Raw genomic sequence first — 25,498 nt, forward strand, 5'->3', positions numbered from 1 at the left:
CAATCAGACCGCCTCTATTCCTATCAGCTTGTTCATCGGAATGAGGATGGTCAGCACTTCCTCCTCTCCGTCTCTGGAGGCGGCCACTTCGACAAAATCCATGCCGCTCCGGATGAATGCGGCGATAAAGCTGCCCATGTAGGTGGTGAAATCTTCACCCTGAAGCGCAACGTCGTTTTTGAGATGGAGCGCCAGCCGGCCCATGAGATTCATTTTGCTGGGTTTTTAACAACGCGGATTTCCCCTTTACGTTTTTTTACAAATGTATGCCCAGGGTGTCCGCAACATACCGAAAGGAGTTATCATGAGGTTCAAATGGTTTCAAAACAAGCTGACTCTCGTCATCATTCCCGAGGCGAATGAAAGAGTCATGCGTGTCAAAATGTCCAGAGCGGCGCTATGTGCCGCTACGTTATCCCTCCTATTTGTACTGGGAGCCGCGGTGTTCATGCACGCCGCCCATTTTCACAATTTCGTCTCCTCCCGGTCGACCCAATCCCGTCTTGAGGATCAGACGAGCCGACTGGAGCAAGATTTAACAAGCAAGAACAAGACGATAGAGCAGCTGCAAAATGAAATATACCAGCTGTCGCGCCAAGCTTCCGAGGTGCGCAGCAAAATGGAGGAAATGAAGCAGCTTGAGCAGGAGCTCAAGGAGCTGTCCTCCGCTGCAGGCACTGGAGGGGGCTCCGCGCTTGACCTTGCCGCCTCTCCGGCAGCCGGAGCGCTTGCGGTACAAGGCGGTATGGGAGGACCGGCGCATCCGGTGACCTCCCAGCAGGTCAAGGCTCTCGCCAAAGAAACCCACGCCAGCTTCTCCACCCTACAGCAAGAGATCGGGGAGCTGAAGGGCAAATGGATGCAATCCCGCCAAACGATGCTGGAAAAACAAGAACGGGCGGAGCGTAAGCCCGGTCTTTGGCCGACCCGGTCACGTACGGTCACTTCGCCGTTCGGATACCGTAAAGACCCGTTTACCAACAAGCTGAGCTTTCACCGCGGCATCGACATCGCCGGCAAAATGAACGATCCGGTCATCGCTTCCGCGAAAGGAACCGCCGTAACCGTCGGCTACGACAAGTTCCATGGCCACCATGTCGTGCTGGAGCACGGCAACGGGCTGCGGACCTGGTATATGCATCTGAACGAAGCTCTCGTGCATATCGGAGACCCTGTAGAGCGAGGCCAGCAGATCGGCAAGCTGGGCTCTACCGGCCGCAGTACGGGGCCTCACTTGCACTACGAAATTTTGCATGACGGCAAAAGCACGAACCCGAAGCCTTACTTGCCGGAGTCATGAAACCGAACGAAAAGGTGGCGTAAAAGAACATGTCCATGTTAAACAAGAAGTCGCAGCGACGGACTGCGGGAGCGGATACGTTAATCGGTGAAGGAACGCTGTGGGAGGGCAAGTGCACGGCCGAGGCGGACATTCGCGTCGAAGGTGAGGTGGCCGGCGATGTTCGCACTACCGGTGTCGTCGTCATCGGCGAAAAAGGCATCGTCCGCTCCGAGGTTACCGCCAAGGACGTAACCATTGCTGGCCGCATGGAAGGGACGGTCAAGGCGGAAGGCGTAGTACGCATTACGTCTACCGGGAAGCTGATCGGGACGATTCAGGCGGCTTCGCTCATTATCGAAAAAGGAGCGGTGTTCCAAGGCACGAGCCAGATGGACGAGGTGCCTACCGATAGGCTTTTCCCTATTGCCGTGGTATAATGGGTCACACCAGCCCCATGCGTGCTTATGCCGCTTCGGGGGAATTCTAAGGTAAACAACCAGTAAACGGAGACCGCCTATGCAGAAACAGACGATTCTATTCGATATGGACGATACGCTCTTGTACTGTAACAAGTTTTTCGACCTGGTGATCGACCAGTTTGCCGATTTAATGGAAATGTGGTTTCACACATACCGTATCCCCATCGATGAAGTTAAGAAAAAGCAGGCCGAAATCGACCTGCAGCGGGTAGAGCTGTCCGGATTCGCCCCGGACCATTTCCCGGAATCGTTCATCGAAACCTATGAATATTATTCCGACCTGACGGGCCGGGAGAAAAACGAAGATGAGGCGGTGCGGCTGCTCGAGCTCGGCCGTTCCGTGTACGGGCACAGCATCGAGCCTTATCCGTTTATGTACGAGACGCTCAGCGAGCTGGCCGCCGAAGGGCATGAGCTGCACCTGTATACCGGCGGCGAGCCGTTCGTGCAAATGCGCAAAGTAACGGAGGCCGGTCTGGAGCGCTTCTTCGATGACCGCATTCACATCACGCGGCACAAAACAACGGAGTTTCTGGAGTCCATCATCAGCAACCATAAGCTCGACCGAAGCAACACCTGGATGATCGGCAATTCGCTCCGCACCGATGTGCTGCCCGCTTTGAGAACGGGCATTCACGCTATCTTCATGCCTGCTCAGCAGGAATGGTCGTACAATAACGTCGAGATCGACGCCGAGCCGCAAGGCGCCTTCCTTACCTTGTCCTCGCTGTCGGATATTCCATTAGCCATCCGGCAATATAAAAGCGCTGCCGCAGGATAATATCCCGCCGACAGCGCTTTTATTACGAATCCGGCAGCAAAATGGACGTCAGCGTCCTTTTCCTCCGGTGCGGTGCCGGCTCATTCGCCATCACCTCGGCTATCGCCGAGCTGAGCTTGCGGAGCAGCTCCCTTACCTCATCGTCGGAAGCAAAAAATCCCGCCTGCCTGTAGCTGACCATATCCTTCTCCATATCTATCGTATCCCGCTCCAGATAGGCGCCGTAATCGCCGAGCAGGAGCGCGATGAACTGCATAAACAGCTGCATATGCTGCTCCCGGCTCGCATGACGCATATCTTCCGGCGTCAGATCAGCACCAAACTCGGCCAGGGCGAACACCCGTTCAACCGTTCCCCGTACCTGATGATGCTCGACCACTCTCAGCAATCCCGAATCCTGCAGTAATTTGACCTGCCTGTACAGCGTAGCCTGAGGGGTCTCGGGCATCCGCTCGTTTAACTGCTGGATCGTCAATTGCCGCCCGATTAAGGATTGAATAATTTTCAGTCGAACCGGATGAAGAAGGAGCTCCGCCTTCGATTTCCTTTTGGCTTTATCGTCGGATGAATTCATGGTGCCGCCTCCATCATTATCATTATATAAAATGATAATATGGACCATGGGCAAAGTCAAACCGGTTCCCGTTACCTCATTACATCATTATCCTCCATGCGTAAACGCACATTAAGAATCGGCTGCCTGAAGCAGCGATGCCGCCTTCTTCTTCGATACATTGAACTCCGTCCAGGAAAGCTCCCGTACTTCGTCGGCACGTTCTTTCATTCGAAGAAGCGCTTCCTTCGCCCCCTCCGCTTGCGGGTACTTCGTATGCAGCTCGATTAAATATGGCGCGGCTTCATAGCTCAACTCGCCCAAATAAGCGGCATCGATACGGCCGGTGGCCTCGTACCGTTTCAGGTTGCCCGAAGCCACTACCGCATCCACCTGGATGTAATTGATCAGCACATATGCCCCAATAGCAACGACGGCATACGGCTGAAGCAGCTGGAGCCTGTCGTTCCACAGCTTATACAGCGCAATCGCGAACAGCACCGCCAAAAAGATCATAAACGCGCGGACCAGCACCCGGGTTATCGTGTAGCCGTAAGCCAGCTCGTACAACGAGAGCCGCATAAAAGCAGAACAAAGCATCACTCCCGTGAAGACGACGAGCAGCGCAAGCAACCCTCTCAACAGCCGGTCCATGAAGCGGTTCGTCCGGTCTGCGCCATACAAAGTGATCATCAGCAGAGAGAAGTTAATGACGGTAACGGTCACCAGCTCCGCGAACCCTCGCCGTGCATATTCGGCGTAAGTCACTCCATCCGGTAGCAGTGCCGATCCCCCTGCGAAAAAGTAAGAGAACTGCACGACCGCAAACAGAGCGTACACTGCGTTCAGCATGAAAAGCAGCGTCGCGGCAATGGTCGCATCGATCCGCAGCGGGCGGACAGGTTTCACGGCAGTACTCACGGCCGGAACCGGCGAGCCGGGTTCCCAGCCCGCTTCCGCCCGTTCTGCCGTGCTGCCCGCGCCCGGCATCGTTGCCCCCGCGGGAGACGCGGGGACATACGGGGGCTTAGGGTACAGCAAGCCCCATAGATAAACGAACAGCGCCGTGCCTACGGCCGCTATCCACAACGCTCGGAACAGCAGCGTTCCGAGCTCCAGCTCGCCGAGCAGCTGCGGCAGCCGGGACATCGTGCGATCGAACATCGCATCGGCGGAAGCGAGCAAAGCTCCTACAAGCAGCAGCAGCGGCAAGGAAAGCAGCACTCCTGCGAGCACCTTCGCCAGCTGGCGGGAGCGGCTCGTGTTCATTTTGCCCGATACGACTCGGGCCAGGATGACGACCGGCATAGGCAGCAGGCGAAGACTATGAAGAAAGATTTGATCCAGGACGGCCTGAACGATGCGCGGCTCGAACCAGCGCAGGCTGTCCCTGCGCATCGTCCACGTCGTATGTACGATAACAAGCAAGGGAACGGCCATTGCATTAAGTACCATAAACAATACGTTGGTGTATAAGGTAAACGTTAGCGCAAGCAATCCTACCGGAATGAGCAGCAGCAGCCCGCTGTCCCATTGCGGCTTACAGCGGTCCTTCACCGCCCAATAAAACAGCAGGTAGAAGCTAAACGTAAACAGCGGATACGAGATTCCCGCGGTTTTGCCGTAAAAAAGCGCATGGTGGATGACGGCGCACAGCAGCGCCGCTCCCAGCACCGTCACTTCCTGTTTATAAGAACGGTTCGTTTGCATAATGCCTTAAACAACCTCCTTGAGGCGTTCTTTTAATGAAACCAATCCGCCAATTGATGTGTCCGTCCCCTTACATAGGCGATAAAGGAATACGCATTCCCCCGAATCGCCGCCAGCTCGCCCGGCTCCAGCTCCAGCTCGGCATTCAGCGATGAGACCATGAGGCACAGCTTTAGCAGCCCATGATACATTTTCGGGACGTACGGAAGCACTTGCTCCACCACTTCCTCTTCTGCGGCAAGCCATGAGGTTTGCTCCGCATAAGCCCTCTCAGAATCGTTCTGTTCCTCCAGCTCCAGCAGCAATCCGGCATAAAAGAGAACGGTCTGCGCCGCCTCGGTAATGCATTCGTTCACTATTGTAAGCTCCGATTCTTTAATGAATTGCTCGGCCCATTGCATCTGCAGCGGACGACACTCCGCCGATAAGAGCAGTCTGTTCATGAAATTATCCTCCTTTAGAACTTAAGGATGCTCCCGCAGCCCTAGAACTGCCGGAAATCCCAGTATTTTGAACCCGCCATCTAAAGGCTTTCGTTTTCTTTTTTTATTGTAGGCGATAAAATAGGAATAAAAAGCGCAAGTTTGCAAATGGAAATTTCCTATTTTCAATCCCAAATATCGGATATGATGAATGTATAAGCTGAGGTGATTCTATGAAACTGGCCAGTCATTATATACGCCTGCGGGACAAGCTGCCGCATGTGGGCGAGCATCAGGAGCAGGACATTTTGCTGGACGACATAGCCGCCATTCTGGACTGCACGCACCGCAATGCGGCGATGATCTTGAAGAAAATGAACGATCAGGGCTGGCTGCAATGGCTGCCCAAGCGCGGACGGGGCAACCGCTCCACCCTGCTGTTCCTCACGCCGTCGGAGGATGTGATCCTGCTGCTCGCCAAGGAGCTGGTGGAACGAAAAGATTTGCGCGGAGCGCTGGAGCAAATGAATGTGTCGTCGATTCCCGACTCGCTGAAGGACCATTTCCACAGCTGGCTGAACGGCCATTTCGGCTACAGCAGCGAAGTCCGGGACAGCAAGCGGTTCGATACGCTCCGCTTCCCGCTGACGCAGCCGGTCCAATCGCTCGACCCTGCCTTTACGAACTTTTCCACCGAAGGGCACCTGGTGAACCAGCTGTTCGACAGTCTGGTCCGCTACAACCGGCTGACTCAGACGATCGAGCCGCACGTGGCCCACGCATGGGAATCCAGTCCGGACCGTTCTTCGTGGACTTTTTATTTGCGTAAGGGCGTCCTCTTCCATCACGGAAAAGAGCTCAGCTCGGAGGATATCCGGTATACGCTGGAGCGGTTGAAGCATTCCGCCGCACGATCCCTGTACCGGTGGGTGTACCGGCAAATCGAGCGGATCGATATTATCGACCCTCTGACGGTAACGGTCTATTTGACGGAGCCGAACGAGCTGTTCCTGCAGTTTATGAGCACGAACCGGGCGTCCATCATCCCGAACAACGCCTATGACGGCTACGAAACCGAGGAGGAAGGCAAAGCGGCTTTCGCCCGCTCCCCTATCGGAACCGGGCCGTTCAAGCTGACTTATCTTGACGACTCCATGTGCGTGCTCGACGCGTTCCCCGCTTATTTCCAGGGGCGCGCCCACCTCGACCGTGTCGAGCTGTGGCACGTTCCCGAATTGCAGCAGCAGGACCGGTACCGGACGCTGGAGAGCTTCCAGATCATCCACAATTACCGGATGCCGGACGAAGCGGAAAGCCCGTGGCAGCAGGTGCAGCAGCAAGGGACGACGTGCCGTTTCGTCACGTTCAACCTGCTGAAGCAGGGGCCACTGAAGGATCCTGCGATCCGCAAGGCCGTGTACGAGGCGCTCGACCAGCGCAAGCTGCTGGAGCTGCTCGACGGAGACGCCATCTATGCGTCGGACAGCTTCATCCGCCCGGCGGCGATCGACCCGCCGGCCACCGATCTTGCCCGCGTGCGCGAGGCCGTCAAGCAGTCGGGCTACGCCGGCGAACGAATGCTGCTGTGCACGATTCCGCATTACGAGCGGGACGCGATGCTCGTGCAAACGCTGCTGAGAGAGGCCGGCCTCGCCGTCGAGCTGTCGCTGCTGCCCGTGGAGGAATTCAAGGGCGAGCGACGGCTTCAGGCGGACATGCTGCTGTTCTCGATCATGCTCGACAACGATACGGAGCTGCGGCTCATCGATCTGTACAAAAGCATGCAGCACCATCTCGAGCCTGCGTGCAAATCCGCCGTCGAGCAGTTCATCGGCGCCGCCTTGCGGGAGCCGCACCGAGAAGGACGAGCAGGCCTCTTGCAGAGCATCGAGCGCCGGCTGCGAAGCGAGCATGTGCTGCAATGGCTGTATTTCAAACGGTTAAAAACGATTTACCACTCTTCGGTCAAAGGCATTTCGCTGGACTCGCTCGATTGGGTTCAATTCAAAAACATTTGGTATAAGCCTTGATCCTGTGAATAAGGTGTAAGGAGACACCCCTAAAGCAGGAAGGAGACCATGTTCAAGTGAATAACCACAGTCCGATCGTTTATCACGACAAAAAGTACGGGTTCCAGCTTGTATTTCCGCGCTGGTGGAAAAACTATGTCGTGATCCGTAGAGACAAGGGAGATCCAACCGCGGAATATGTGCTGCATTTCAAGTTCAAGTACAAGGGAAAGCTGTACGACGACGTCTTGACCATTCTGGTGCTTCCCATCACGTTCCATCAATGGATGGACGAGGGCTATAGCGAATCCCCGCTTACGTTTTTGGGCGAATATGAAGGCAGGGTGTTCGCTTCTCTCACTCCCGAAGCGCTTCCGGACGCTTTCCTGGATCCGCAGACGAAGCAGGTTGACTATAAAAAATACGGCATTCCCATCCGGCTTTTGAATCGCATGGTGAATGACGACGACCCGCGAATATTGAGGAGCATCCGTTTTCCGAAGCAGGTCAAAACGTTCCGCTCCAATCCGGTCCGTTCGCGCAGAGTATGGCGTTACAAGTAACGGCAAGCCGCAGCGGCTTGTTCAAGCTGCTTGTGTTGTGTTTGAAACCGTGTCCCATCGTATGCAAAGAAGCTGCCTGCAGGAGGGCAGCTTCTTTATGTGTACATTCCTTGACGTATTTATGACCTAAGTACTATAGGAGCCGGTATCATACGAAGCATATAATATAGGAAGAAAGACATAACAACTTCTAAGATAAAGGTGCGGTTTAGGCATGATACAACCCATTGTTGCATTGACTTTACTGTTTGCTTTCTTGACACCGTGGAACTTCTTACCTAACGCCCCGCTACCGTCAGAGAAAATGAAAGCCACCTGGCTATGGGATACCGAAATGATCGGCACGCCGGAAGGGCGCGCATCGATTCTCCAATTCGCCCAGGAGCATGCGCTCGGGCGCATCTATGTTCAGGTTAACGGCGACGTGTCCCGCAGCGCCTACAGCGACTTCATCGGCACTGCCTCCGAGTCGGGCATTCAGGTTCATGCACTGGACGGCGCGCCGAAATGGGCGCTGCCCTCCCACCGGAAGCAGCTTACCGATATGGTAAGCTGGGTTACCGAATATAACCGGTCGGTGCAGCCGGACGAGCGGTTCGGCGGCATCCAGATCGACATCGAGCCGTACCAGCTTCCCGAATGGAGCACGAAGCAGGATGCTGTGACGGCCCAATGGCTGGATGCGACTGCCGCCTTCGCCAGCGAAGCGAGGAAGCAGGATGCTTCCTTGACGGTCAGCGCCGCTTTGCCCTTTTGGCTCGATACCGTCACCGTGCCCGAAACCGGCCAAACGGCCATCGAGGGCATGATGAAGCAGCTCGACGAGGTCACGCTGATGTCCTATCGCGATTCCGCCGAAGCCCTCATCGAAATTACGGCTGCGGAAATGGCGCTTGGCGACAAGCTCGGGATCAAAGTTTTCGTCGGCGTGGAGACGAATCCGGTCAACGAGGCCGCCTTCGTCACCTTTCATAGCAAAGGAAAAGGAGAAATGGGCCGCCAGATGGCCGTCATCGACCAGAAGCTGAGCGCTCATCCCTCCTATTCGGGCATTGCCATTCACGATTACAGCGGGTGGAAGCGGCTGAAGGATTAGCCCTCCCCCCGCTTTGTCATTTTCTTTTTACAGCCAAGCACTGCAGCTTACGACTTACAACTTAAGACTTGGGAGGACGCTTCTCCCCGAAGGCCTGCTTCAAAATATCGTAGCTCTGCTTGAAGCGCTCGTGGTATTCCGGCTTCTCCCATTTATTCCACTTATACTGAACCGGCTCCACCGCCGCCTCCTGAGCTCCGGATGCCGGCTGTAAATGCGGCTCGATGCGGATACCTTTGGTTTCCACAAATTTCAGGCCGCCCGCCTCATACGGATAGCGCCATACTTTGGCTGTGCTCGGATCGGTAAAGCCGAGCAGCATCCACGGAATGCGAATCTCCATCACGTCGCCAGAAGCATACCAATCGGCCAGATTGTTGAATTCCGGGCTGTCCGGGTCGGTAATCCCCGGCTTCATGATCCCGATCTCAACATCCTCGAACGGCACCTTCTTCTTGCTCTGCGGCAAGTACAGCTCCTTGCTCGTAGGCAGCTTCCACGGAAGGAAGATGCCGCTGCCGTCGCGCGCGAACTCCTGCTTCCACGGGATCAGCTTTTGTACGGACCCGTACAGCCAAGTGTGCTGGTCGTAGGCGCTGTTGACGTAGATCGCCGAATCATCCGCCCCCTTGATGCGCAGCATAAATTCCTGCCCTTTGCCGAACGCGACTCCCGGCGCCTTGTCCGACGTCGTGCTGCCGCCGTCCAGCGTATCGAAGCCGATATCAAGCGGCTGCTGGCCGGTCTGCCAGGAGCCTTCCTTTTTCTTCAGCATCATGTAGACGTAGGCCTCGTCGTGTACGGTCGTCAGACTGAATTGCGGATAGTCTTTGACGACGGCGTTTTTTTTGCGCTCCCAATCGGCGGTTTTCCCGTCCAGCATGATGAGATCTTCCTTAGAGCGTCCCGGCTCTACGGCAATGACTCCGAAATGCTCCTCGTTCGTTAACATATTCCGCCAGAACGGCCTGCGCTGGATAGGCGCATCCAGATCCATCGTATTCCACGTAATTTTGAACCATTCGTCCTGCCAGGAGAACATGACCGCGCCATCGAGCTTCTCGTCATAGATGCTTCGGTACAAATCGGCATTGATCTCTCCCTGCTCCTTCTCCGTATGCATCCCCTGATTGCGTCCCACCGGGCCGAAATGCGCCATCCCGCGCGAGCTCGGCACCCCGTATTCGGCAACAATCAGCGGAATGCCCTGATGGTGCGCCCGCAAATCGTGCAGGTAGCCGGCGTACGGATTGATTTCACCCGTGCTGTCCTTGTACGTCTGATACTTCTCCTCATAGCGCAGAAGATCGGGATAATACGGGTAGACGTGATACGATGCGAAATATCCGGCCGTCCATTGCTCTGTCGGAGACACATGCATCGGATCGACAGAGACCAAATCCTCGTTGTCGGCCGGCTCGTTCGGATGCGTCAGCGGGTCGGTCGTCACCCAGTTGGTGAACGACACCGGGCGCTGCCAGCCGAACTTCATTTCCTCCTGCGCCACCGTATCGAGCATTTGCGCAAGCCAGCTTTCGAACGGAGACGCGTCCGCCGAAGCTTGAAAATACGTCCCCGCAAATGGCTTCATTCCGGGATGCGCATCGTCGGTCTTTTTCACCACGTAAGGGTCCCATTCCGTACCGACGATCCAGCCGAGCAAATACGGCGACACGTCTGCGGTGAATTTGCCCGAAGCGTGACCCGGATTGCTTTTCAGATTGATTTTGCCGTGAACGACCTGTACGGCGTCCTTGATTTCTTGGCGAAACTGCTCGATAGTATCTTCCTGCAGCGCGTCCCGGGGCTGTCCGTTCTCCCCCATCAGCGCCTCTTCCGGCGACCAAATGCCGTGCAGCATATAGAGCGGATCCTTACGTCCGGAATTGAATTCCGCCAGCGCTTCGTAAAAATACGGCGGCAAAATCGTATAAATCCGCAGCACGTTCACATTCATATCCTTCATTTGCCCGAACCAGCGCAAATAATCTTCCTTGCTCGGGGAAAGCTCCCCGGGAGCGTGCCCCGGCGTGGTCGCCCCCATGTTGATGCCGTTCCAAAATTCCGGCTTCCATTCCGTGCCGTCGTAAACCGCCAAATGTCCGTCCTTGACGGAAGCCATTCGTTTGATTCCCTGCTCTTCTTGAATCGGCTGCATCGTATTCAGAGATGCCGTCGAGCCCATTTGAATATAAGGAGCTCCGTACACCCAGCCCACGGCGCAAATTACGATAAGTGCAGCGATTCCTAATGCAAGTCGCACGGTATTTTTCTTTTTCATGCGGGTATGGTCTCCTCCTCTATTACCATCCTTACTGCGGCGGCATACAAACCGATGTGCCGGACTTGGTCAAAGTCATCTTATCGTCGCAAGCAAGGTCTATCTCCTCTTTAAATGCAATACCCAGCTCCTCGAACCGTTCGCGGTTCGCCCAGCTGTAAGTAAATTCCGTGCGCACCGGCCCTTTGGCGGCGGCGGTTTGAACGGCGGCGAGCTCTTCCCGCAGCGATTGGTTCCATTCCCACTGATGGTACGTATATGTCCCGGTGACCAGCAGGGCGTTAACGGCAATGACCGCCGCCAGCGTCCAGCTTGCGCCGGTCAGCAGGCGTCGCCCTTGCATGCTGAAGCCAAGCCAGAGACAAATTATCGGCACGATCCACAGCTGCGGCACGTACCGGGCCCACCAAGCGGCCGGATTGACGATTACCGACCCGGCTAGGAGAACAATCACGCCTATCGCGGCCATCGTGGCGCCTTTGCGGTACCGGAAGGCCAGCACCAGCACGGCGAGCGAGAGCAGCAGTACTCCGCTGAACAGCGGACCGAAGCCGGATACCGCTACGTCCGGATCACCCAACGCTACCAGTTCCTTCTCCGATACGGTGAACGGCAGCTTGATCTTGGTCGGAAGCTTCTCCGTGCTGTTGCCTGTCGTGACGGCAAAATAGGAGGCGCCCAGCTGCTCCAGACGGTTCATTCTCTCCAGATTCCGCGGAGTGAAGTTTTTGACGACATCGATCGCCTCTTCTCCCGCCAGCGGATAGAACGGATGCCCTTTCGTCAGCGTGTTCGTAACGTACGGGTTGTACCCGATAAGCAGCACACCGACCAGACCGCCGACGGCGGCTATTTTGAACAGCTGCTTCAGCCGCCCGAACTGCTCGCTCATATAGAGCGCGATCAGCAGTCCGATCGTCAGAAGTCCTGCGTAAGCGAGCGCCGTAAATTTGATGTTGATCGCGAAGATCATGGCCGACGTATAGGCTGTAAGCAGCAGCCAGCCGGGACGGGCGAAGATGAGGCAGCCCAGCGCGACCATACATAACAGCATCGAGGACAGAAGCCCGTCCACATAATAGCTTAAAGCCTGATATACGCTGACTGGATTGAAAGCAAGCAGCAGTGCGACCAATACCGCCTTGCTATTGCTGGACGGCCTTAATGTCAGCAATGCGGACAGGCTAAGGAAAAAGGACGCAAAAATCGTCAGCCCGTTGATCGCTTTGCTATGCTCCAGCAAGCCGGTTGCCTTGAACAGGACGGCTGCCGCCAGCTCCGACGCCCGGGCATAATGGTTCATCCATAGCGAGTGCCCTGTCGGCACGTTCAGCGGCTCGTCGTAAACCGGATTCCAACCGTTATCCAAATGAATGATGGATTCCTGATGATAAGCCTGTCCGTCATAGGATAGGTCATAGAAATAGCCGCTGATGAAGAAGCAAGCGACAAACAATATGCAAGAAGCGATGATCGCTTCGGCGAACAAACGCCCCGGCCGCTCCGCCTGGACCATTTTGGCCGCTATCCAGGCAACGCCCGCAGCTAGACCGGCAGCGAGCCATACATGCAGCATCGTGACCGAAATGTTCACTAAAAACAACAGCGAAGGAATCATCATCGCTCCGGTGACAAACATCAATAAGGTTAAGCCGGTTACCAGGCTGAATGCAGCAAGTCGGTTTCTCATACGCCTCTCCCCAAATCTTTATTTCTTTTATTGGTTACAGCATGCTTGAAGCCGCCCAAGCCAGCAGCGTGCCTACGATGAGGCCGCCGAGCACCTCGGGACGCGTGTGTCCCTGCTTCTCTCTAAGCCGGCTGCGCCGTTCTTCACCGTGCTCCCGGGACAAGGTGTTGATCCACCGGGCGCTATCTCCCACGGCGCGGCGAATGCCTACCGCATCGATCATGACGATATAGGTCATGGCGGCAGCCAGGCCGAATAGCGGCGTTGCAAAGCCTTGCTCGAATCCGATCAGCATCGTAATGGACGAGATGACCGAGGTATGCGTGCTCGGAAATCCTCCGTTGCCGATATGCTCTTTGGCTTGAGCGCCGAAGCGCACCCGATTGATCAAATATTTGAGCGTGCCCGAACACAGCCACGCAGCAAAGGGGATCACCGGGTACAGCCACTGTGCGCCTTCCATCATCAAGTTCCCCCCTTTTCTTAGGCGCGGGCGATAAACAGGACTCCAACGGAGATGAATGCCACGCCGAACCATTTTTGCATGGAAATCGTTTCATTGAACAGAAAATAGCCTAAGGCCATAACGAGTATGTAGCTCATGCTGACCATCGGATACGCCGTGCTGAGCGGAAACCGCTTCAAGGCAAGCAGCCAGAATACGGAGCTGAGTGCATAGCTCGCCAGTCCGGAGCCGATTTGCAACAAGGCCGTCATGTTCAAGCCTGCTATCACAGCGTTTCCGGTCTGTTTTCCCGTTTCAATGCCCCATTTCATCAGCACCTGCCCGGACGCCCCAAGGAGTATCGAGGCAATCAGCCAAATGTACTTCATTATGCCTACCACTCCCGCAAATCAAAGTCGTTTTTACTTCTTATTTATCCAAATACAGCAAAATAAACGCAACGGAAAATGCGTACAGCACTACCGTCAGCAAAATGTGCTTGTCCTCAAGCAGCAGCTTCTCCGGCCTGCCTCCTTTGCCTTCGATATGAATCAAATACAAGTAGCGGAATATGCCGTAGAGCACAAGAACGATGGTCCACATCAGATGAGGAGTATGTCCGGAGGTGAAGGTGAACAGCGAGTAGCTCATGATCGTGGCCGTGGTAACAATCGCATTCATTTGATTCAGCAATTCCATGGAATAGTGCTCAAGCACTTGACGGTGTGCGCCCTTATCCGATTGCAGCAGGTACAGCTCGTGTCTGCGCTTGCCGATGGCCAGGAACAAGGCCAGCAGCAGCGTACAAATGAGAAACCATGGTGTCAACGGGACGCCGATAACAAGGCCTCCTCCGATAGCTCTCAGCACAAAGCCTGCAGCGATGACGAGCAAGTCCATAATGACGACGTGCTTCAATCGGAACGAGTACAGCACATTCAATACGAAGTAGGCCGTCAGCACAAAGCCAAAAACAGGTTGAAACCGAAAGGCCAGCAGCAGACACACGGCCAAAAGTCCTACACCGAACGCAAGGGCGCTATTCGGCTGGATCGCTCCTGAAGCGATCGGGCGGTGCTTTTTTTCGGGGTGCATCCGGTCTCTTTCCCGGTCCACGTAGTCGTTCAGAACGTAGACGCAGCTCGATACGAGGCAGAACAGAACGAAGCCTGCGACAGCATGGCTCAGCATGTTCATATCCGCGATACGTATGGAAAATATCAATGCGGCGAACACAAGCAGGTTCTTCGTCCACTGCCTCGGGCGCATCAGAGCGAGATACATGCCGGGAGTAGATCTGCTTTCCCCTCCTTTAAGCTTGACATCCGTTTTGGTTGGTACCATAACCGACTCTCCTTTATTTAGAGGTATGCAGATGTTTCCCACCTGTTCCGCCATTCATTATAACGAATGATGTTTTCTCTATAAAGAACGATTAAAGGGCGTTTCGTGGAGGATAATGGAGAATTTTAAAGGAATTTGTTCGCTAAAACGAAATAAATCCATTTGCTCGATTTTTATTTTGTTGAGAAATGCGTTATACTTCAAAATGTCATTCGCTATAGAGAACCAAAATCATTTACAGAAGGCTCACGAGCCGACACGGAAAAGAGGAGGAGTAAACCGATGTGTGGCATTGTCGGGTATATCGGCAGCCGAGATTCACAGCCGATTTTGTTAGAAGGATTAAAAAAATTGGAGTACCGCGGTTATGATTCCGCCGGAGTGGCAGTACATACTTCAGATGGCCTCCACATTCGTAAAGCCAAGGGAAGAATCCGCGAGCTGGAAGCACGACTGGAGGACGAGCCTCTCAGCGGGTTTGCCGGAATCGGCCATACTCGCTGGGCTACCCACGGGAAGCCGTCCGATGTGAATTCCCATCCCCATGCAGACAACACCATGAAAATATCCGTCGTTCATAACGGCATTATTGAAAATCATCAGCAATTAAAAGAAGAGCTGGAGCTGGAAGGCCACCGTTTTCTGTCGGAAACCGATACCGAGGTCATCAGCCATCTGATCGCTCATTATTATGAAGGTGATCTGGTCCGCGCCGTTCAGCAAGCGTCCAGCCGCATTCGCGGAGCTTACGCTATCGTCGTTCTGTCCGAGCACGAGCCGGACAAGCTGGTGGCCGTGCGCTGGGCAAGCCCGCTGATCATCGGTGTCGGAGAAGGCGAGAACTTCATCGGCTCCGACATTCCGGCCATTCTCGAGTATACGAGAAACGTGTACATTTTGAGCGACGGCGAGATGGCCGTCATCTCCCGGGACAGCGTCGAGCTGATGACGCTCGAAGGCAATTTTATCGCCAAGCAGCTGCTGCACATTGACTGGGATATTATGGTCGCGGAAAAAGGCGGCTACGATCATTTCATGCTCAAGGAAATTTACGAGCAGCCTCGCGCTTATCGCGATACGATGCGCACCCGCATCGACAGCACGACCCAGGAAGTCATCTTGCCGGAGGTACAGATGACGCCAGAGCAGATTCGCCGGATCGGCCACATCCATATGGTCGCATGCGGAACCGCCTATCATGCCGCGCTGGTCGGCAAAGCGGTCATTGAGAAGCTGACCCGAATTCCGGTTGAGGTCGACGTAGCTTCCGAATACCGTTATCGTCAGCCCGTTATCCGGGACAACACGCTGGTCATTGTCGTCAGCCAATCGGGCGAAACCGCCGATACGCTTGCAGCAATGCGGGAAGCCAAGCTGAACGGCGCTCAAGTATTGGCTATAACCAATGTCGTCGGAAGCTCCGTCGCCAGGGAAGCCGATCACGTCATTCATACTTGGGCCGGGCCGGAAATCGCCGTCGCTTCGACCAAAGCCTATACCTCGCAGCTGATCGCCATTTACTTGCTGGCCTTGTATCTATGCCAAAGCCTCAATACGCTGGATCCGCTGGAGCGCAAGGAGCTGCTGGATCAGCTCGGAGAGCTTCCCGAGCACGTCGATTCGATGCTGGTTCATACGCATTTCATCGAGCAAATTGCCAAGGAAGTGGCAAAGGTTGACGATTTGTACTTCATCGGCCGCGGGATCGATGCGATGGTGGCGCTTGAAGCGTCGCTCAAGCTGAAGGAAATTTCCTACATCCATTCGGAGGCTTATCCTGCCGGAGAGCTGAAGCACGGATCGCTCGCCCTGATCGAAGAAGGCACGCCGGTGATCGCCCTTGCGACACAGGAAGCGCTGCTGGAAAAAACGATCAGCAACATCAAAGAGGTCAAAGCACGCGGAGCTTATGTCACAGCGGTCGCTCTGGCCGGCAATATCGACATCGCCAAGACGGCGGACGAGGTCATCTATGTCCCTCGCACCCATGCGCTGCTTACTCCTGCCGTATCGGTCATCCCGCTCCAGCTGCTTGCTTATTACGCCGCTCTGGCACGGGGCAACGATGTGGACAAGCCGAGAAATTTGGCCAAAAGCGTTACGGTCGAATAACGTTTCATTTTCAGCAAAATCCGCTTTTACTTAACACTCCCGGCGTTTACAAGCGGGCTTCACGGCCGAATCGACCAAAAGCCGTCTGTTCGAATCGGATAGACCGGACGATTGATTCGGCTCGATGCCCGCGCATTCGCCGGGAAAGTTAAAAGCGCAGGAGGATAATAGCGTATGTGGATGGACACCTTGGAACCGGCTGTTCCCGTTGTGACAACGCTTGGCGTTATAATCGCCGGAGGATTCGCCGTTTTGTTCTCGCTGCGTGCCGCCAACCGGACGCAGCAAAACCAGATAACGTCCTATTTGGAAAAGCATCAGCCTTATTTCACGTATCTTAGCATTCATATCGACGGGGAAGAACGGCTGCTCCCTCCGCCTGGCCGTCTGGAGCCCCTGGAGCTCAAAGCCATTCAAAAGAAGCTGCTGGAGTGGATAGAGACGATCGACGGCTCCCACCGCAGCAAGCTGATTGAGCTATGTGAGGAGCTCGGACTTGTCGAGCTTGAACGCAAGCGGCTGCAAAGCTCGAAGCATGGCGACCGCATCGATGCGGCCTACCATCTCGGCGTTATGAGAGCCAAAGGCTGCTCGGACGACCTGATAGCCCTGCTTGATCAAGAAAAAGAGGCTTCCACGGCCTTTGTCGTCGGAAGAGCGGCAGCCAAATGCGCTGCAAACCAACAAGATTTGAAAAAGCTCGTCCTGAAGCTTGTCGAGCATCATCCGCAGAGCCACCAGCTCATCGCGGATATTGTAGCTTCCTCATCCCTGGATCCCCACTCCATGTATTCGGAGCTGCTGCAGTCGGACAACGTACAGCATGTGATTGTAGCCTTGATCGGCTTGTCCGCCTGCAATGCTCCCGGTCCGCTTCCCGTTCTGGAACAGCTCGCCAACTCCAAGCAGAAAGAAGTGCGAATCAAAGCATCGAAGCTGCTGCTTCAGTATTCCCATCTGCTTTCCGCAGAACGGTTCAGCCTGCTGCTGGCCCACCCGGACTGGGAAATTCGCGCCGCAGCCGCCAGAACGGTCGGCGAGCACCGGCTGGCTTTTTACATGGATGCCTTAACGCCGGCCTTGTCGGACGACAATTGGTGGGTGCGCCATTACGGCGCGAAGAGCTTCGCACTGTTCGGACTCCAAGGCTTTCAGGCGCTTTGCGAAACCGCCAGCTCCTCAGAGGACAAGCTGTGCCGCGAAACCGCCATGGACGCCATTCGGGATGAGATGGAGAATGCCGCACTAACGGCTTCCCAGGATATCAAACAAGTGCTTTACTATAACGAACTAACCTTTACGTACCAAAAAACGTTCAATGAATTGTACACGAGCCCATCTGTCCAACACCCCCGTATCAGCTCGTAGAAAGGGGAACACGATGAGAGAGTTTTTGCTGAACTACGGGTTCTTAGCCACCTGTCTGATCGTCGGGTCCAGCCTGGTCTACTTCATTATTTTAGCGATGTCGTCGCAAAGCATGCTGTCCCAGATCAAAAGCACGATGTACTCCCGATTCAGGGAGCTATCCGGATCGCAATTCGTTCCGCCGGTGTCCATTCTGGTTCCTTCGTATAACGAGGAGCTGACCATTATCGATAATGTGCGTTCCTTGATGGCGCTGGAATTTCCTGTATACGAGGTCATCGTCATCAATGACGGCTCCAAGGACAATACGCTCCAGGTACTTGTGGAGCAATTCGATCTGAAGCCGGGCCGCATGACGGCCGCACGCCATTTGGTCCAATCCAACCCGGTAAAGGAGGTATATTACAATCCGCAGTATCCGAAGCTCGTCGTGATCGATAAAGAGAACGGCGGGAAAGCGGATGCCTTGAACGCCGGTATCAACGTTTCCAAGTATCCTCTGGTAGCGACGATCGATGCCGACTCCATGCTTGAAAAGGACGCCCTGATCCGAATGGTTCAGGTGTATATGGAAAATCCGGAGCAGCACATCGCCATCGGCGGCAACGTCCGCATTGCCAACGGAAGCAAAATTCAAGACGGCCGCGTCACCTCGGCCCGACTGTCGAACCGGATGCTGCCCGCCATGCAGTATGTCGAATATATGCGCGCCTTTCTCGGAGGACGCATCGGCTGGAGCTCCATGAACGGCCTGCTGATCGTCTCCGGGGCCTTCGGCTTGTTCCGTAAAGACTATTTGATCAACGTCGGAGGTTACGAGAAGGAGTGTCCCGGCGAAGATATGAACATCGTCATGAAGCTGCACCGTTACATGCTGCACCATGGTCTGCCCTACCGCATTTTGTTTTGCCCTGACGCGGTTTGCTGGACGCAGGCACCCGATACGCTGCGCATCCTTGGCTCCCAGCGGCGCCGCTGGATTAAGGGCAATCTGTGGAACGTCATCCGATTCCGCTCCATGCTGTTCATTCCGAAGTACAAAATCATCGGCTGGCTCGCCTTGCCTTATACCATTTTGTATGAAACGCTCAGCCCTTATATCAAGCTGTCGGGCTTGGCGGCACTGGTCGCCTATGTCCTGATGGATATGACGCAGCTGCCGATTCTGCTCACCTTTTTGTTCATCAACCTGCTGATCGGGCTTGTCTTCACTTCAGGCTCGCTCATTATCGAAGAGCTGGCTTTCCAGCGAAGCATCGAGACGCGGGACGTGCTGCGGATCATCGGCCTCTCCATGCTGATGGCGCTAGGCTACGACCAGCTGAATGCGCTGTGGAAGCTGCAGGGGCATGCCGACTATTTGCGCGGCAATCATAGCTGGGGCCATATGGTACGCCGGAGCTGGAACGAGGACTCGCCGGACGATCAGGATGCTCTGAGCCAGAAGTCGAAAAAGGGAGCTGCGTCCAAAGCATCCAAAGCTTCCAATGCCCAAGCGATCTAATATCCCCCCTAAATCGACAAAAGTTTCGAACCCTTTGGAGATGTCGAAACACGGAATAGCTCTCTTGCTTTACAAAGCAGTACCAATACGAAGCATAAAGGAGTGTCCTGAAGAATGAAGATGCCTACAATGAACCATAACGATTTGTCGCACCACCTGAATACACAGCTGAACGGCATTCTGCAAGCTGCAACATGGGATAGCTGCGGGTTGATCATGGCGCAAGTAAGTGAACTGGGTTCCATGGAGCTTCAAGATTTGGAAACACACCTCGGTCTGGAAAATGCGTCGCTCGCCGCTATGACGAGCTACGATCCGATCGAAAAGCTGCTGATGATCCTGCTTCCAGGCCAAACGCTGGCATACACCCACTTCTTGTCCCTCTCGACGAAGGACTTTCTGCAAAACGCCGGCTTCCTGAAAGGCGCACTGACCGTCGCCGCCTTCCCGGAATGCGCAGAGCCTGCACCGGAAGCGATAACCGAGATGATCTCCTTGACCAACGGACAGGAAAGCGCGGGGCATGACATCCACGTCTACTATCGGCAGTCGGACGCAGCGGAATCGCCATCCATCGTCATGATTGACCAGAATGCGGACCTGCTCGATTTCATGCAGGCCCGGCTCGGGCTTCAAGGGTATGATGTGCTTCCCGCCCAGGACGGCCTGGAAGGACTGCACCTGATTAACGAGACGACGCCGGATCTCGTAATTACGGAGCTGACGCTGCCGGCGCTTGACGGCTATCAGCTGATCCACCGCATTCGGCAGTCCCAGGAGCTTCACAGCCATTGCAAGATTATGGTGCTGACGGATCTTGGATTAGAGCAGGAAGTCAGCAAGTGCTTCGATCTTGGGGTTTCGGACGTTATCAAAAAACCGTTCTCGCCCGTAGAGCTTGAAGCCCGTATCCGGAGATTGCTGGCCTGACGCACAATACCTAAAAGGAGTTCATCATTATGAATGGGACAACCACAGCCGGCAAATGGCTGCTCCGTATCACTTTGGTTTTACTCGTAGGTTTGTTGGCCTGGCACTACTGGCCGGACAAAAAAGTGGAAAGCGTCAAAGCGGCCGACGGCTCGCAAATCAAATTCCGCACGCAGGAAGACCGGATCGAAATGTATGCCAATCAATCGTGGACCCCTTTCTTCTCGAAAGGAGTCAATATGGGAGCCGCTCTCCCGGGTACCGACCCCGGGGAGCTTCCTATTACGAAAGAGCATTATATGCAATGGTTTCAGCAAATTCAGGATATGGGCGCGAACACGGTTCGCGTCTACACGATCCTGCAGCCGGTATTCTACGAAGCACTGGTCGAATACAACCAGCGCCATGCGGATCAGCCGCTGTTTTTCATCCAAGGCGTATGGGCGCCCGAGGAAGAGCTGATTGAGAAAAAAGACGCCTACATCGAAGAGATTTACCAGCACTTCCAAAGTGATATCGCCTATGCGGTAGGAGCCGTCTACGGCAACGCAGATATACCTGAGCATTTCGGCAAAGCAAGCGGTACGTACCGGTTTAATGCGGGACCTTACCTGCTCGGCTGGCAAATCGGCACCGAGTGGGACCCGACGATGGTGAAAAATACCAACGAGCTGCACAAAGACAAGACCCATTATGAAGGCACTCATTTCTCCTCCAAGCCGGAGGCCAGCCCCTTCGAGAACTGGCTGGCGGAAATGCTGGATCATCTGGCGAAGCTGGAATCCCAATACGGCTGGATGCATCCGCTTTCTTTTACAAACTGGGTAACGACCGACCCTCTCACCCATCCGGGCGAGGTGCTGGTAGCTGAAGATATGGTCAGCGTGGATGCGACGCATATCGATGCGCACAATTGGTCTGCCGGCTATTTTGCCGCATTTCATGCTTACCCTTATTACCCGGATTTCTTCCATATGGATGAGACATTAATGGATATTCGGGAACCGGACGGATCGCCTAACATATATAAAAGCTATTTGCGCAAGCTGAAAGCATACCACAAGAACTTGCCCGTCATGATCACCGAGTTCGGTGTTCCGTCATCGCTCGGCGTAGCCCATCTGGGAACGATGGACCGCAATCAGGGCGGTCATGACGAGCAAAGCCAGGGGCAAATCAACGTATCGCTGCTGAAGGATATTTATGACGAAGGGATGGCAGGCGCCATCGTCTTCTCCTGGCAGGACGAGTGGTTCAAGAAAACCTGGAACACGATGCTGTTCGAAATTCCTCAGGATCGCCGCAAAATGTGGCATAACGTGCTGACCAACGAGCAGCATTTCGGCCTCGTGGCCATGCTGTCGTCCAAGGACGGGCCTCTCGTCATCGACGGCGATGCGAAGGACTGGGATGCGATCAAGGACAAGCAGAAGCTCGAAGGCTCGTACCCCGGCTGGAAAGAGCTGTGGGTCACTCACGACGAAGCGTACGTCTACGTAACCGGCAAGCTGGAGAAGCCGTTCGATGCGGAACATGAGCAGCTGTACCTCGGCGTCGACACCCTGCCCGGCGGCAACCGTCACGCGAAGGAAATGGGCGGCAGGACGCTGGATGAAGGGCTCGAGACTGTTGTCAGACTCGGTAAAGACGGGGAAAGCGAGGTTCGTATCGCGTCGAACTACGATTTCCACCGCCGCCTGTACGGCAAGCGATACGGCATGATGGAGGTTAAGCCGGAGGAGTTCAAGGACGACTCGGGCGTGTTCAATCCGTGGAAGCTCGCTATCGGGCTCGAGCTGACGCCGCCGGACGCGAAAAAGTATTATCCGTTCGAGGAAGTCGATGCGGGCAAAATGCTGCGCGGGACGACAAAGTTCGACTCCCCCGAGTTCAACTCCTTGACGATGTGGCAGGCGAAAGGCGACACCGTCGAAATGAGAATCCCGTGGATGCTGCTAGGCTTCAGCGACCCGAGCTCGCTTCAGGTCATAGCCTACGGTGAGCAGGAAGGCAAGCTGTTTGCACAGACAACCGAAGGAATCCGGTTCGTCCCTTGGATCGTGCAGCGCTCGGACAACAGCGTCGTCGGACTGGATAACGGAAGCGGCGCTCCGTATGCCGTCTCCAAGCTGCCTGTCTACCACTGGAAGCAGTGGGAGAAGGTCGGCTACGTCGAGCGGCTCAAGCAAAGCTACGACGCCATGAAGCAGGCTTACCAGCAGATGGGCGGCGGCAGCCAGAAGCCTCCTGCTTCGAAGTGATAGCGCGGATGAGGCGCATGTGCCTTCCGGAGCTCCGGCAGGTACAAAAAAGGATGACCCTTCGTTACGAAGGAGTCATCCTTTTTCATTTGAGCCGGCGCACCGGATCGGCTGCCGTTAGTGAAGCGAGCAGCCCGGCCTGGCATCCACGGCGAATAAACACGTCCTTAAGACCAGGACATGCTTTACTTGTTGTTGTCTTTGCGCCATTTGTTGTATTGCAGAAATTCGAGAAACTGCTCTTTGCTGATGCCCGAATCCATTGCCTCACGAACTAGCCCTAACCACTCTTCGTCCAGCTCTTTGCTCAGAGTGGCTTTATTTTGCAGAAACGATTCTATGGGTACTTCAAGGACAGCACATATTTTCTCAAGAAAGTGGATCGACGGGTTCGACTGGATATCCCTTTCGATTGAGCTTAAGTAAGACTTCGCTACCCCGGCCTTTTCTGCAAGCTCCGTGAGGGTGAGGCCTTTTTCCATTCGTAACTGTTTCACTCGTCTGCCAATCATGGTAGCCACCCCTAGTTTCTATCTAGTCCGTTATCCAGTATATTGTATCAAAAAATACAAGTCTGTGTAGGGTCATTTGTAAAAAAAGTGTTTTGTAAGCGTTGCCATTTACAGTGAAAAAAAATATGTTTTCTTTTTCTCTCTCTCTTATTGGCTACACTTATTGGCTACACGGATCTTCATACGGTATGAAACGTTCTTCCTGCTTCGTTTGTCGTATAAACTGCAGCACTTCTTTTTTGGATATACCCATGTCGCGAGCTGCAATCATCAAGTTGAGCCAGTTCTCATCAAGATTTTTGTTGGGTATAAGCGTGCGATAAAAGGACATGCTCTGCTCCCTCCATATTCTCGGATAACTTGGTTTACCCCATAGCGTTCGGGGCGCGGCACCGTTAAGAGAGGGTTCCTGCGGTATATTACATTAAATTACGTAAATAGGAACAAAGTGTTAACAAAGTAAGACCGGGCTATGAACCGCTTGTTAACGATAGAGCATTTTTCTTCTTAGCAGTCCGATGCTCGGGGGGATGTCTGGATCAGCCCGGCGCTACTTCACCAAGCGGATGGTCAGCGGGTACTCATAGTGCTGTCCCTTGGAAGCGCGTATCGTAGCAATGATAATGACGATCAGCGCAAAAACCCCGAGGATCGGCAAAAGAACGAACCCGATGATGGCGAAGCAAAGAATGCCGGCGATAATGGAATAAATGATCATGGAAATTTGGAAGTTCAGCGATTCTTTCGCATGCTCGGTGACATAAGCGGATTCGTCCTTTTTCATGAGATAAATAATTAGGGGAGCTATCACACCGACAATAAGGCATAAAATATGTGCGAGCAGCGCCAGGTTTCTTTCCTCACTCGAAGCCATACAGCACAGCACCTCCTGAAGGATTCCAAAAATAATGATGCTACTGGAATGTTTATGCTCAGGAGACCAAGAAATTGCAGCCATAGGCAAAATATAGACTACTGGAGGCCGGGGCCGGCATTACCTATCGTGTTTATTGTGCGTTTGTGACGCAACCGGCGCTTCCAAGTGTGAAGTGCTGCTGCCTTGTGATGGTGTCTTTGTTTGCGATGAGCTTCTGTCTGCCATGGTGTCTTTGTCTGCGATGGCACATCTGTTTGCGATGGTGACTCTGTTTGCGATGAGCTTCCGTCTACCATGGTGCCCCTGTTTGCGATGAGCTTCTGTCTGCCATGGTGCCTCTGTTTGCGATGAGCTTCTGTCTGCCGTGGTGTCTTTGTCTGCGATGAGCTTCCGTCTACCATGGTGCCTCTGTTTGCGATGAGCTTCTGTCTGCCATGGTGCCTCTGTTTGCGATGGTGACTCTGTTTGCGATGAGCTTCTGTCTGGCATGATGCCTCTGTTTGCGATGGCGCATATGTTTGCGACGGTGACTCTGTTTGCGATGAGCTTCTGTCTGCCATGGTGACTCTGTTTGCGATGAGCTTCTGTCTGCCATGGTATCTTTGTTTGCGATGAGCTTTTGTCTGCCATGGTGCCTCTGTTTGCGATGAGCTTCTGTCTGCCATGGTGCCTCTGTTTGCGATGAGCTTCTGTCTGCCATGGTGCCTCTGTTTGCGATGGTGACTCTGTTTGCGATGGTGACTCTGTTTGGAATGGTACTCTCGGATGCCCAGAACGTCTTGGGCTTCGCGGCTAACTTGAATACCTGTGACGAGTCTGGTGCATCTCACGCCCCTGTTTTAATGACTTTATTGCCTCTGTCCCCACTATCGCACCCGTCAATTCTATCGTACCCCACACTACTTCATCCCCCCTCACCGCTGTTGTACCGTTACCTCTGTCGCACTCCTCCTCTCTATCCCCCCTCTCTGTCCTACCCTTCACCTCTATCGCACCCGTCACTTTTGTCGCACCACCTCATCTCTGTCGTACCCATCATCTCTGCGGTACTCTTCACCTATATCGTACCGCCACTATTTGTCGCCCCCATCACCTCTGTCGAACCGCCTCATCTCTGCCGCACCGTCACTTCATTCGCACCTGCCGCTTCTTATGCCTGCCCCTCGCACTGCTTCGGACCGTAGATCCTTTATTTCCCCCAAAGTTGCTCAAAATGGTCGACTCTCGGACACTGGTTCCGTTATTACCGTCAAGAGCAGCAATTTTGAACCTTTTTTTG

The 25,498-nt window shown here is 54.4% G+C and carries 23 protein-coding genes; 11 read left to right on the forward strand and 12 right to left on the reverse strand.

Translation table 11 applies throughout. The features are described from left to right. Window positions 1-3 precede the first annotated feature (3 nt). Window positions 4-204: a hypothetical protein gene (locus ACFQ88_RS33305; RefSeq protein WP_379461410.1), complete on the reverse strand. Its 201-nt coding sequence runs from the start codon at window positions 202-204 to the stop codon at window positions 4-6. Between the two features lie 100 nt (window positions 205-304). Between ACFQ88_RS33305 and ACFQ88_RS33310 the strand changes: the two genes are divergently transcribed. From ACFQ88_RS33310 to ACFQ88_RS33320, 3 genes are all read left to right on the forward strand, one after another. After that, window positions 305-1,300, forward strand: coding sequence for a peptidoglycan DD-metalloendopeptidase family protein (locus ACFQ88_RS33310; RefSeq protein WP_379461412.1), 996 nt, complete (start codon window positions 305-307; stop codon window positions 1,298-1,300). Between the two features lie 29 nt (window positions 1,301-1,329). Further along, complete coding sequence (locus ACFQ88_RS33315) at window positions 1,330-1,719, forward strand: bactofilin family protein (RefSeq protein ID WP_379461414.1); 390 nt, start codon at window positions 1,330-1,332, stop codon at window positions 1,717-1,719. A gap of 79 nt (window positions 1,720-1,798) precedes the next feature. Continuing rightward, window positions 1,799-2,542: an HAD family hydrolase gene (locus ACFQ88_RS33320; protein WP_239631197.1), complete on the forward strand. Its 744-nt coding sequence runs from the start codon at window positions 1,799-1,801 to the stop codon at window positions 2,540-2,542. A gap of 22 nt (window positions 2,543-2,564) precedes the next feature. Here the strand turns inward: ACFQ88_RS33320 and ACFQ88_RS33325 are convergent, their stop codons facing one another. The 3 genes from ACFQ88_RS33325 to ACFQ88_RS33335 all read right to left on the reverse strand — a co-directional run bounded on the left by ACFQ88_RS33325 (window position 2,565) and on the right by ACFQ88_RS33335 (window position 5,248). Continuing rightward, on the reverse strand, window positions 2,565-3,116 hold the full coding sequence (locus ACFQ88_RS33325) for a helix-turn-helix domain-containing protein (RefSeq protein ID WP_379461417.1): 552 nt from the start codon (window positions 3,114-3,116) through the stop codon (window positions 2,565-2,567). A 111-nt stretch (window positions 3,117-3,227) separates the two neighbouring features. After that, window positions 3,228-4,805 (reverse strand): DUF4153 domain-containing protein, encoded by a 1,578-nt coding sequence (locus ACFQ88_RS33330; protein ID WP_379461419.1) that lies wholly within the window; start codon window positions 4,803-4,805, stop codon window positions 3,228-3,230. A gap of 32 nt (window positions 4,806-4,837) precedes the next feature. Continuing rightward, entirely contained in the window at window positions 4,838-5,248 is a 411-nt protein-coding gene (locus ACFQ88_RS33335) for a hypothetical protein (protein ID WP_379461421.1), read from the reverse strand. A gap of 212 nt (window positions 5,249-5,460) precedes the next feature. On the opposite strand from ACFQ88_RS33335, the gene ACFQ88_RS33340 reads away from it, so the two are divergent. From ACFQ88_RS33340 to ACFQ88_RS33350, 3 genes are all read left to right on the forward strand, one after another. Further along, a complete protein-coding gene (locus tag ACFQ88_RS33340; RefSeq protein WP_379461423.1) occupies window positions 5,461-7,257 on the forward strand; it encodes an ABC transporter substrate-binding protein in 1,797 nt (598 codons plus the stop codon). A 56-nt stretch (window positions 7,258-7,313) separates the two neighbouring features. Beyond that, window positions 7,314-7,799 carry a hypothetical protein gene (locus ACFQ88_RS33345; RefSeq protein ID WP_239631191.1) on the forward strand — a complete coding sequence of 162 codons (486 nt, stop codon included), beginning with the start codon at window positions 7,314-7,316 and terminating at the stop codon, window positions 7,797-7,799. A gap of 214 nt (window positions 7,800-8,013) precedes the next feature. Further along, window positions 8,014-8,895, forward strand: coding sequence for a hypothetical protein (locus tag ACFQ88_RS33350; RefSeq protein ID WP_239631190.1), 882 nt, complete (start codon window positions 8,014-8,016; stop codon window positions 8,893-8,895). A gap of 61 nt (window positions 8,896-8,956) precedes the next feature. Here the strand turns inward: ACFQ88_RS33350 and ACFQ88_RS33355 are convergent, their stop codons facing one another. The 5 genes from ACFQ88_RS33355 to ACFQ88_RS33375 are packed head-to-tail and all read right to left on the reverse strand — an operon-like array spanning window position 8,957 to window position 14,655. Beyond that, window positions 8,957-11,176, reverse strand: a complete 2,220-nt coding sequence (locus tag ACFQ88_RS33355) for a hypothetical protein (RefSeq protein ID WP_379461426.1) — start codon at window positions 11,174-11,176, stop codon at window positions 8,957-8,959. A 31-nt stretch (window positions 11,177-11,207) separates the two neighbouring features. Further along, entirely contained in the window at window positions 11,208-12,866 is a 1,659-nt protein-coding gene (locus tag ACFQ88_RS33360; RefSeq protein WP_239631188.1) for a hypothetical protein, read from the reverse strand. Window positions 12,867-12,900: 34 nt separating this feature from the next. Next, complete coding sequence (locus tag ACFQ88_RS33365; RefSeq protein WP_379461427.1) at window positions 12,901-13,332, reverse strand: divergent PAP2 family protein; 432 nt, start codon at window positions 13,330-13,332, stop codon at window positions 12,901-12,903. A 17-nt stretch (window positions 13,333-13,349) separates the two neighbouring features. Further along, window positions 13,350-13,700: an EamA family transporter gene (locus tag ACFQ88_RS33370; protein WP_239631186.1), complete on the reverse strand. Its 351-nt coding sequence runs from the start codon at window positions 13,698-13,700 to the stop codon at window positions 13,350-13,352. Between the two features lie 40 nt (window positions 13,701-13,740). Then, entirely contained in the window at window positions 13,741-14,655 is a 915-nt protein-coding gene (locus ACFQ88_RS33375; protein WP_379461429.1) for a decaprenyl-phosphate phosphoribosyltransferase, read from the reverse strand. Window positions 14,656-14,937: 282 nt separating this feature from the next. Here ACFQ88_RS33375 and glmS point away from each other — a divergent pair, with 282 nt between their 5' ends. From glmS to ACFQ88_RS33400, 5 genes are all read left to right on the forward strand, one after another. Beyond that, entirely contained in the window at window positions 14,938-16,767 is a 1,830-nt protein-coding gene (gene glmS / locus ACFQ88_RS33380; RefSeq protein WP_239631185.1) for a glutamine--fructose-6-phosphate transaminase (isomerizing), read from the forward strand. Window positions 16,768-16,941: 174 nt separating this feature from the next. Then, the gene (locus tag ACFQ88_RS33385) at window positions 16,942-18,135 is read left to right on the forward strand and encodes a HEAT repeat domain-containing protein (protein ID WP_379461431.1); all 1,194 of its coding nucleotides are present in this window, start codon (window positions 16,942-16,944) and stop codon (window positions 18,133-18,135) included. A 13-nt stretch (window positions 18,136-18,148) separates the two neighbouring features. Further along, window positions 18,149-19,639 (forward strand): glycosyltransferase family 2 protein, encoded by a 1,491-nt coding sequence (locus ACFQ88_RS33390; protein ID WP_239631183.1) that lies wholly within the window; start codon window positions 18,149-18,151, stop codon window positions 19,637-19,639. Window positions 19,640-19,753: 114 nt separating this feature from the next. After that, complete coding sequence (locus ACFQ88_RS33395; RefSeq protein ID WP_239631182.1) at window positions 19,754-20,569, forward strand: response regulator transcription factor; 816 nt, start codon at window positions 19,754-19,756, stop codon at window positions 20,567-20,569. Window positions 20,570-20,598: 29 nt separating this feature from the next. After that, window positions 20,599-22,830, forward strand: coding sequence for a hypothetical protein (locus tag ACFQ88_RS33400; RefSeq protein ID WP_379461434.1), 2,232 nt, complete (start codon window positions 20,599-20,601; stop codon window positions 22,828-22,830). A 185-nt stretch (window positions 22,831-23,015) separates the two neighbouring features. Here the strand turns inward: ACFQ88_RS33400 and ACFQ88_RS33405 are convergent, their stop codons facing one another. The 3 genes from ACFQ88_RS33405 to ACFQ88_RS33415 all read right to left on the reverse strand — a co-directional run bounded on the left by ACFQ88_RS33405 (window position 23,016) and on the right by ACFQ88_RS33415 (window position 24,216). After that, window positions 23,016-23,342, reverse strand: a complete 327-nt coding sequence (locus ACFQ88_RS33405; protein ID WP_239631180.1) for a helix-turn-helix domain-containing protein — start codon at window positions 23,340-23,342, stop codon at window positions 23,016-23,018. 160 nt (window positions 23,343-23,502) lie between these two features. Continuing rightward, the gene (locus ACFQ88_RS33410; protein ID WP_379461437.1) at window positions 23,503-23,673 is read right to left on the reverse strand and encodes an anti-repressor SinI family protein; all 171 of its coding nucleotides are present in this window, start codon (window positions 23,671-23,673) and stop codon (window positions 23,503-23,505) included. A 219-nt stretch (window positions 23,674-23,892) separates the two neighbouring features. Continuing rightward, window positions 23,893-24,216 (reverse strand): DUF4870 domain-containing protein, encoded by a 324-nt coding sequence (locus ACFQ88_RS33415; protein ID WP_239631179.1) that lies wholly within the window; start codon window positions 24,214-24,216, stop codon window positions 23,893-23,895. Window positions 24,217-25,498 lie beyond the last annotated feature (1,282 nt).

Origin of the sequence: Paenibacillus sp. NPDC056579, assembly GCF_042793215.1 — a bacterium.
GTDB lineage: Bacteria > Bacillota > Bacilli > Paenibacillales > NBRC-103111 > Paenibacillus_S.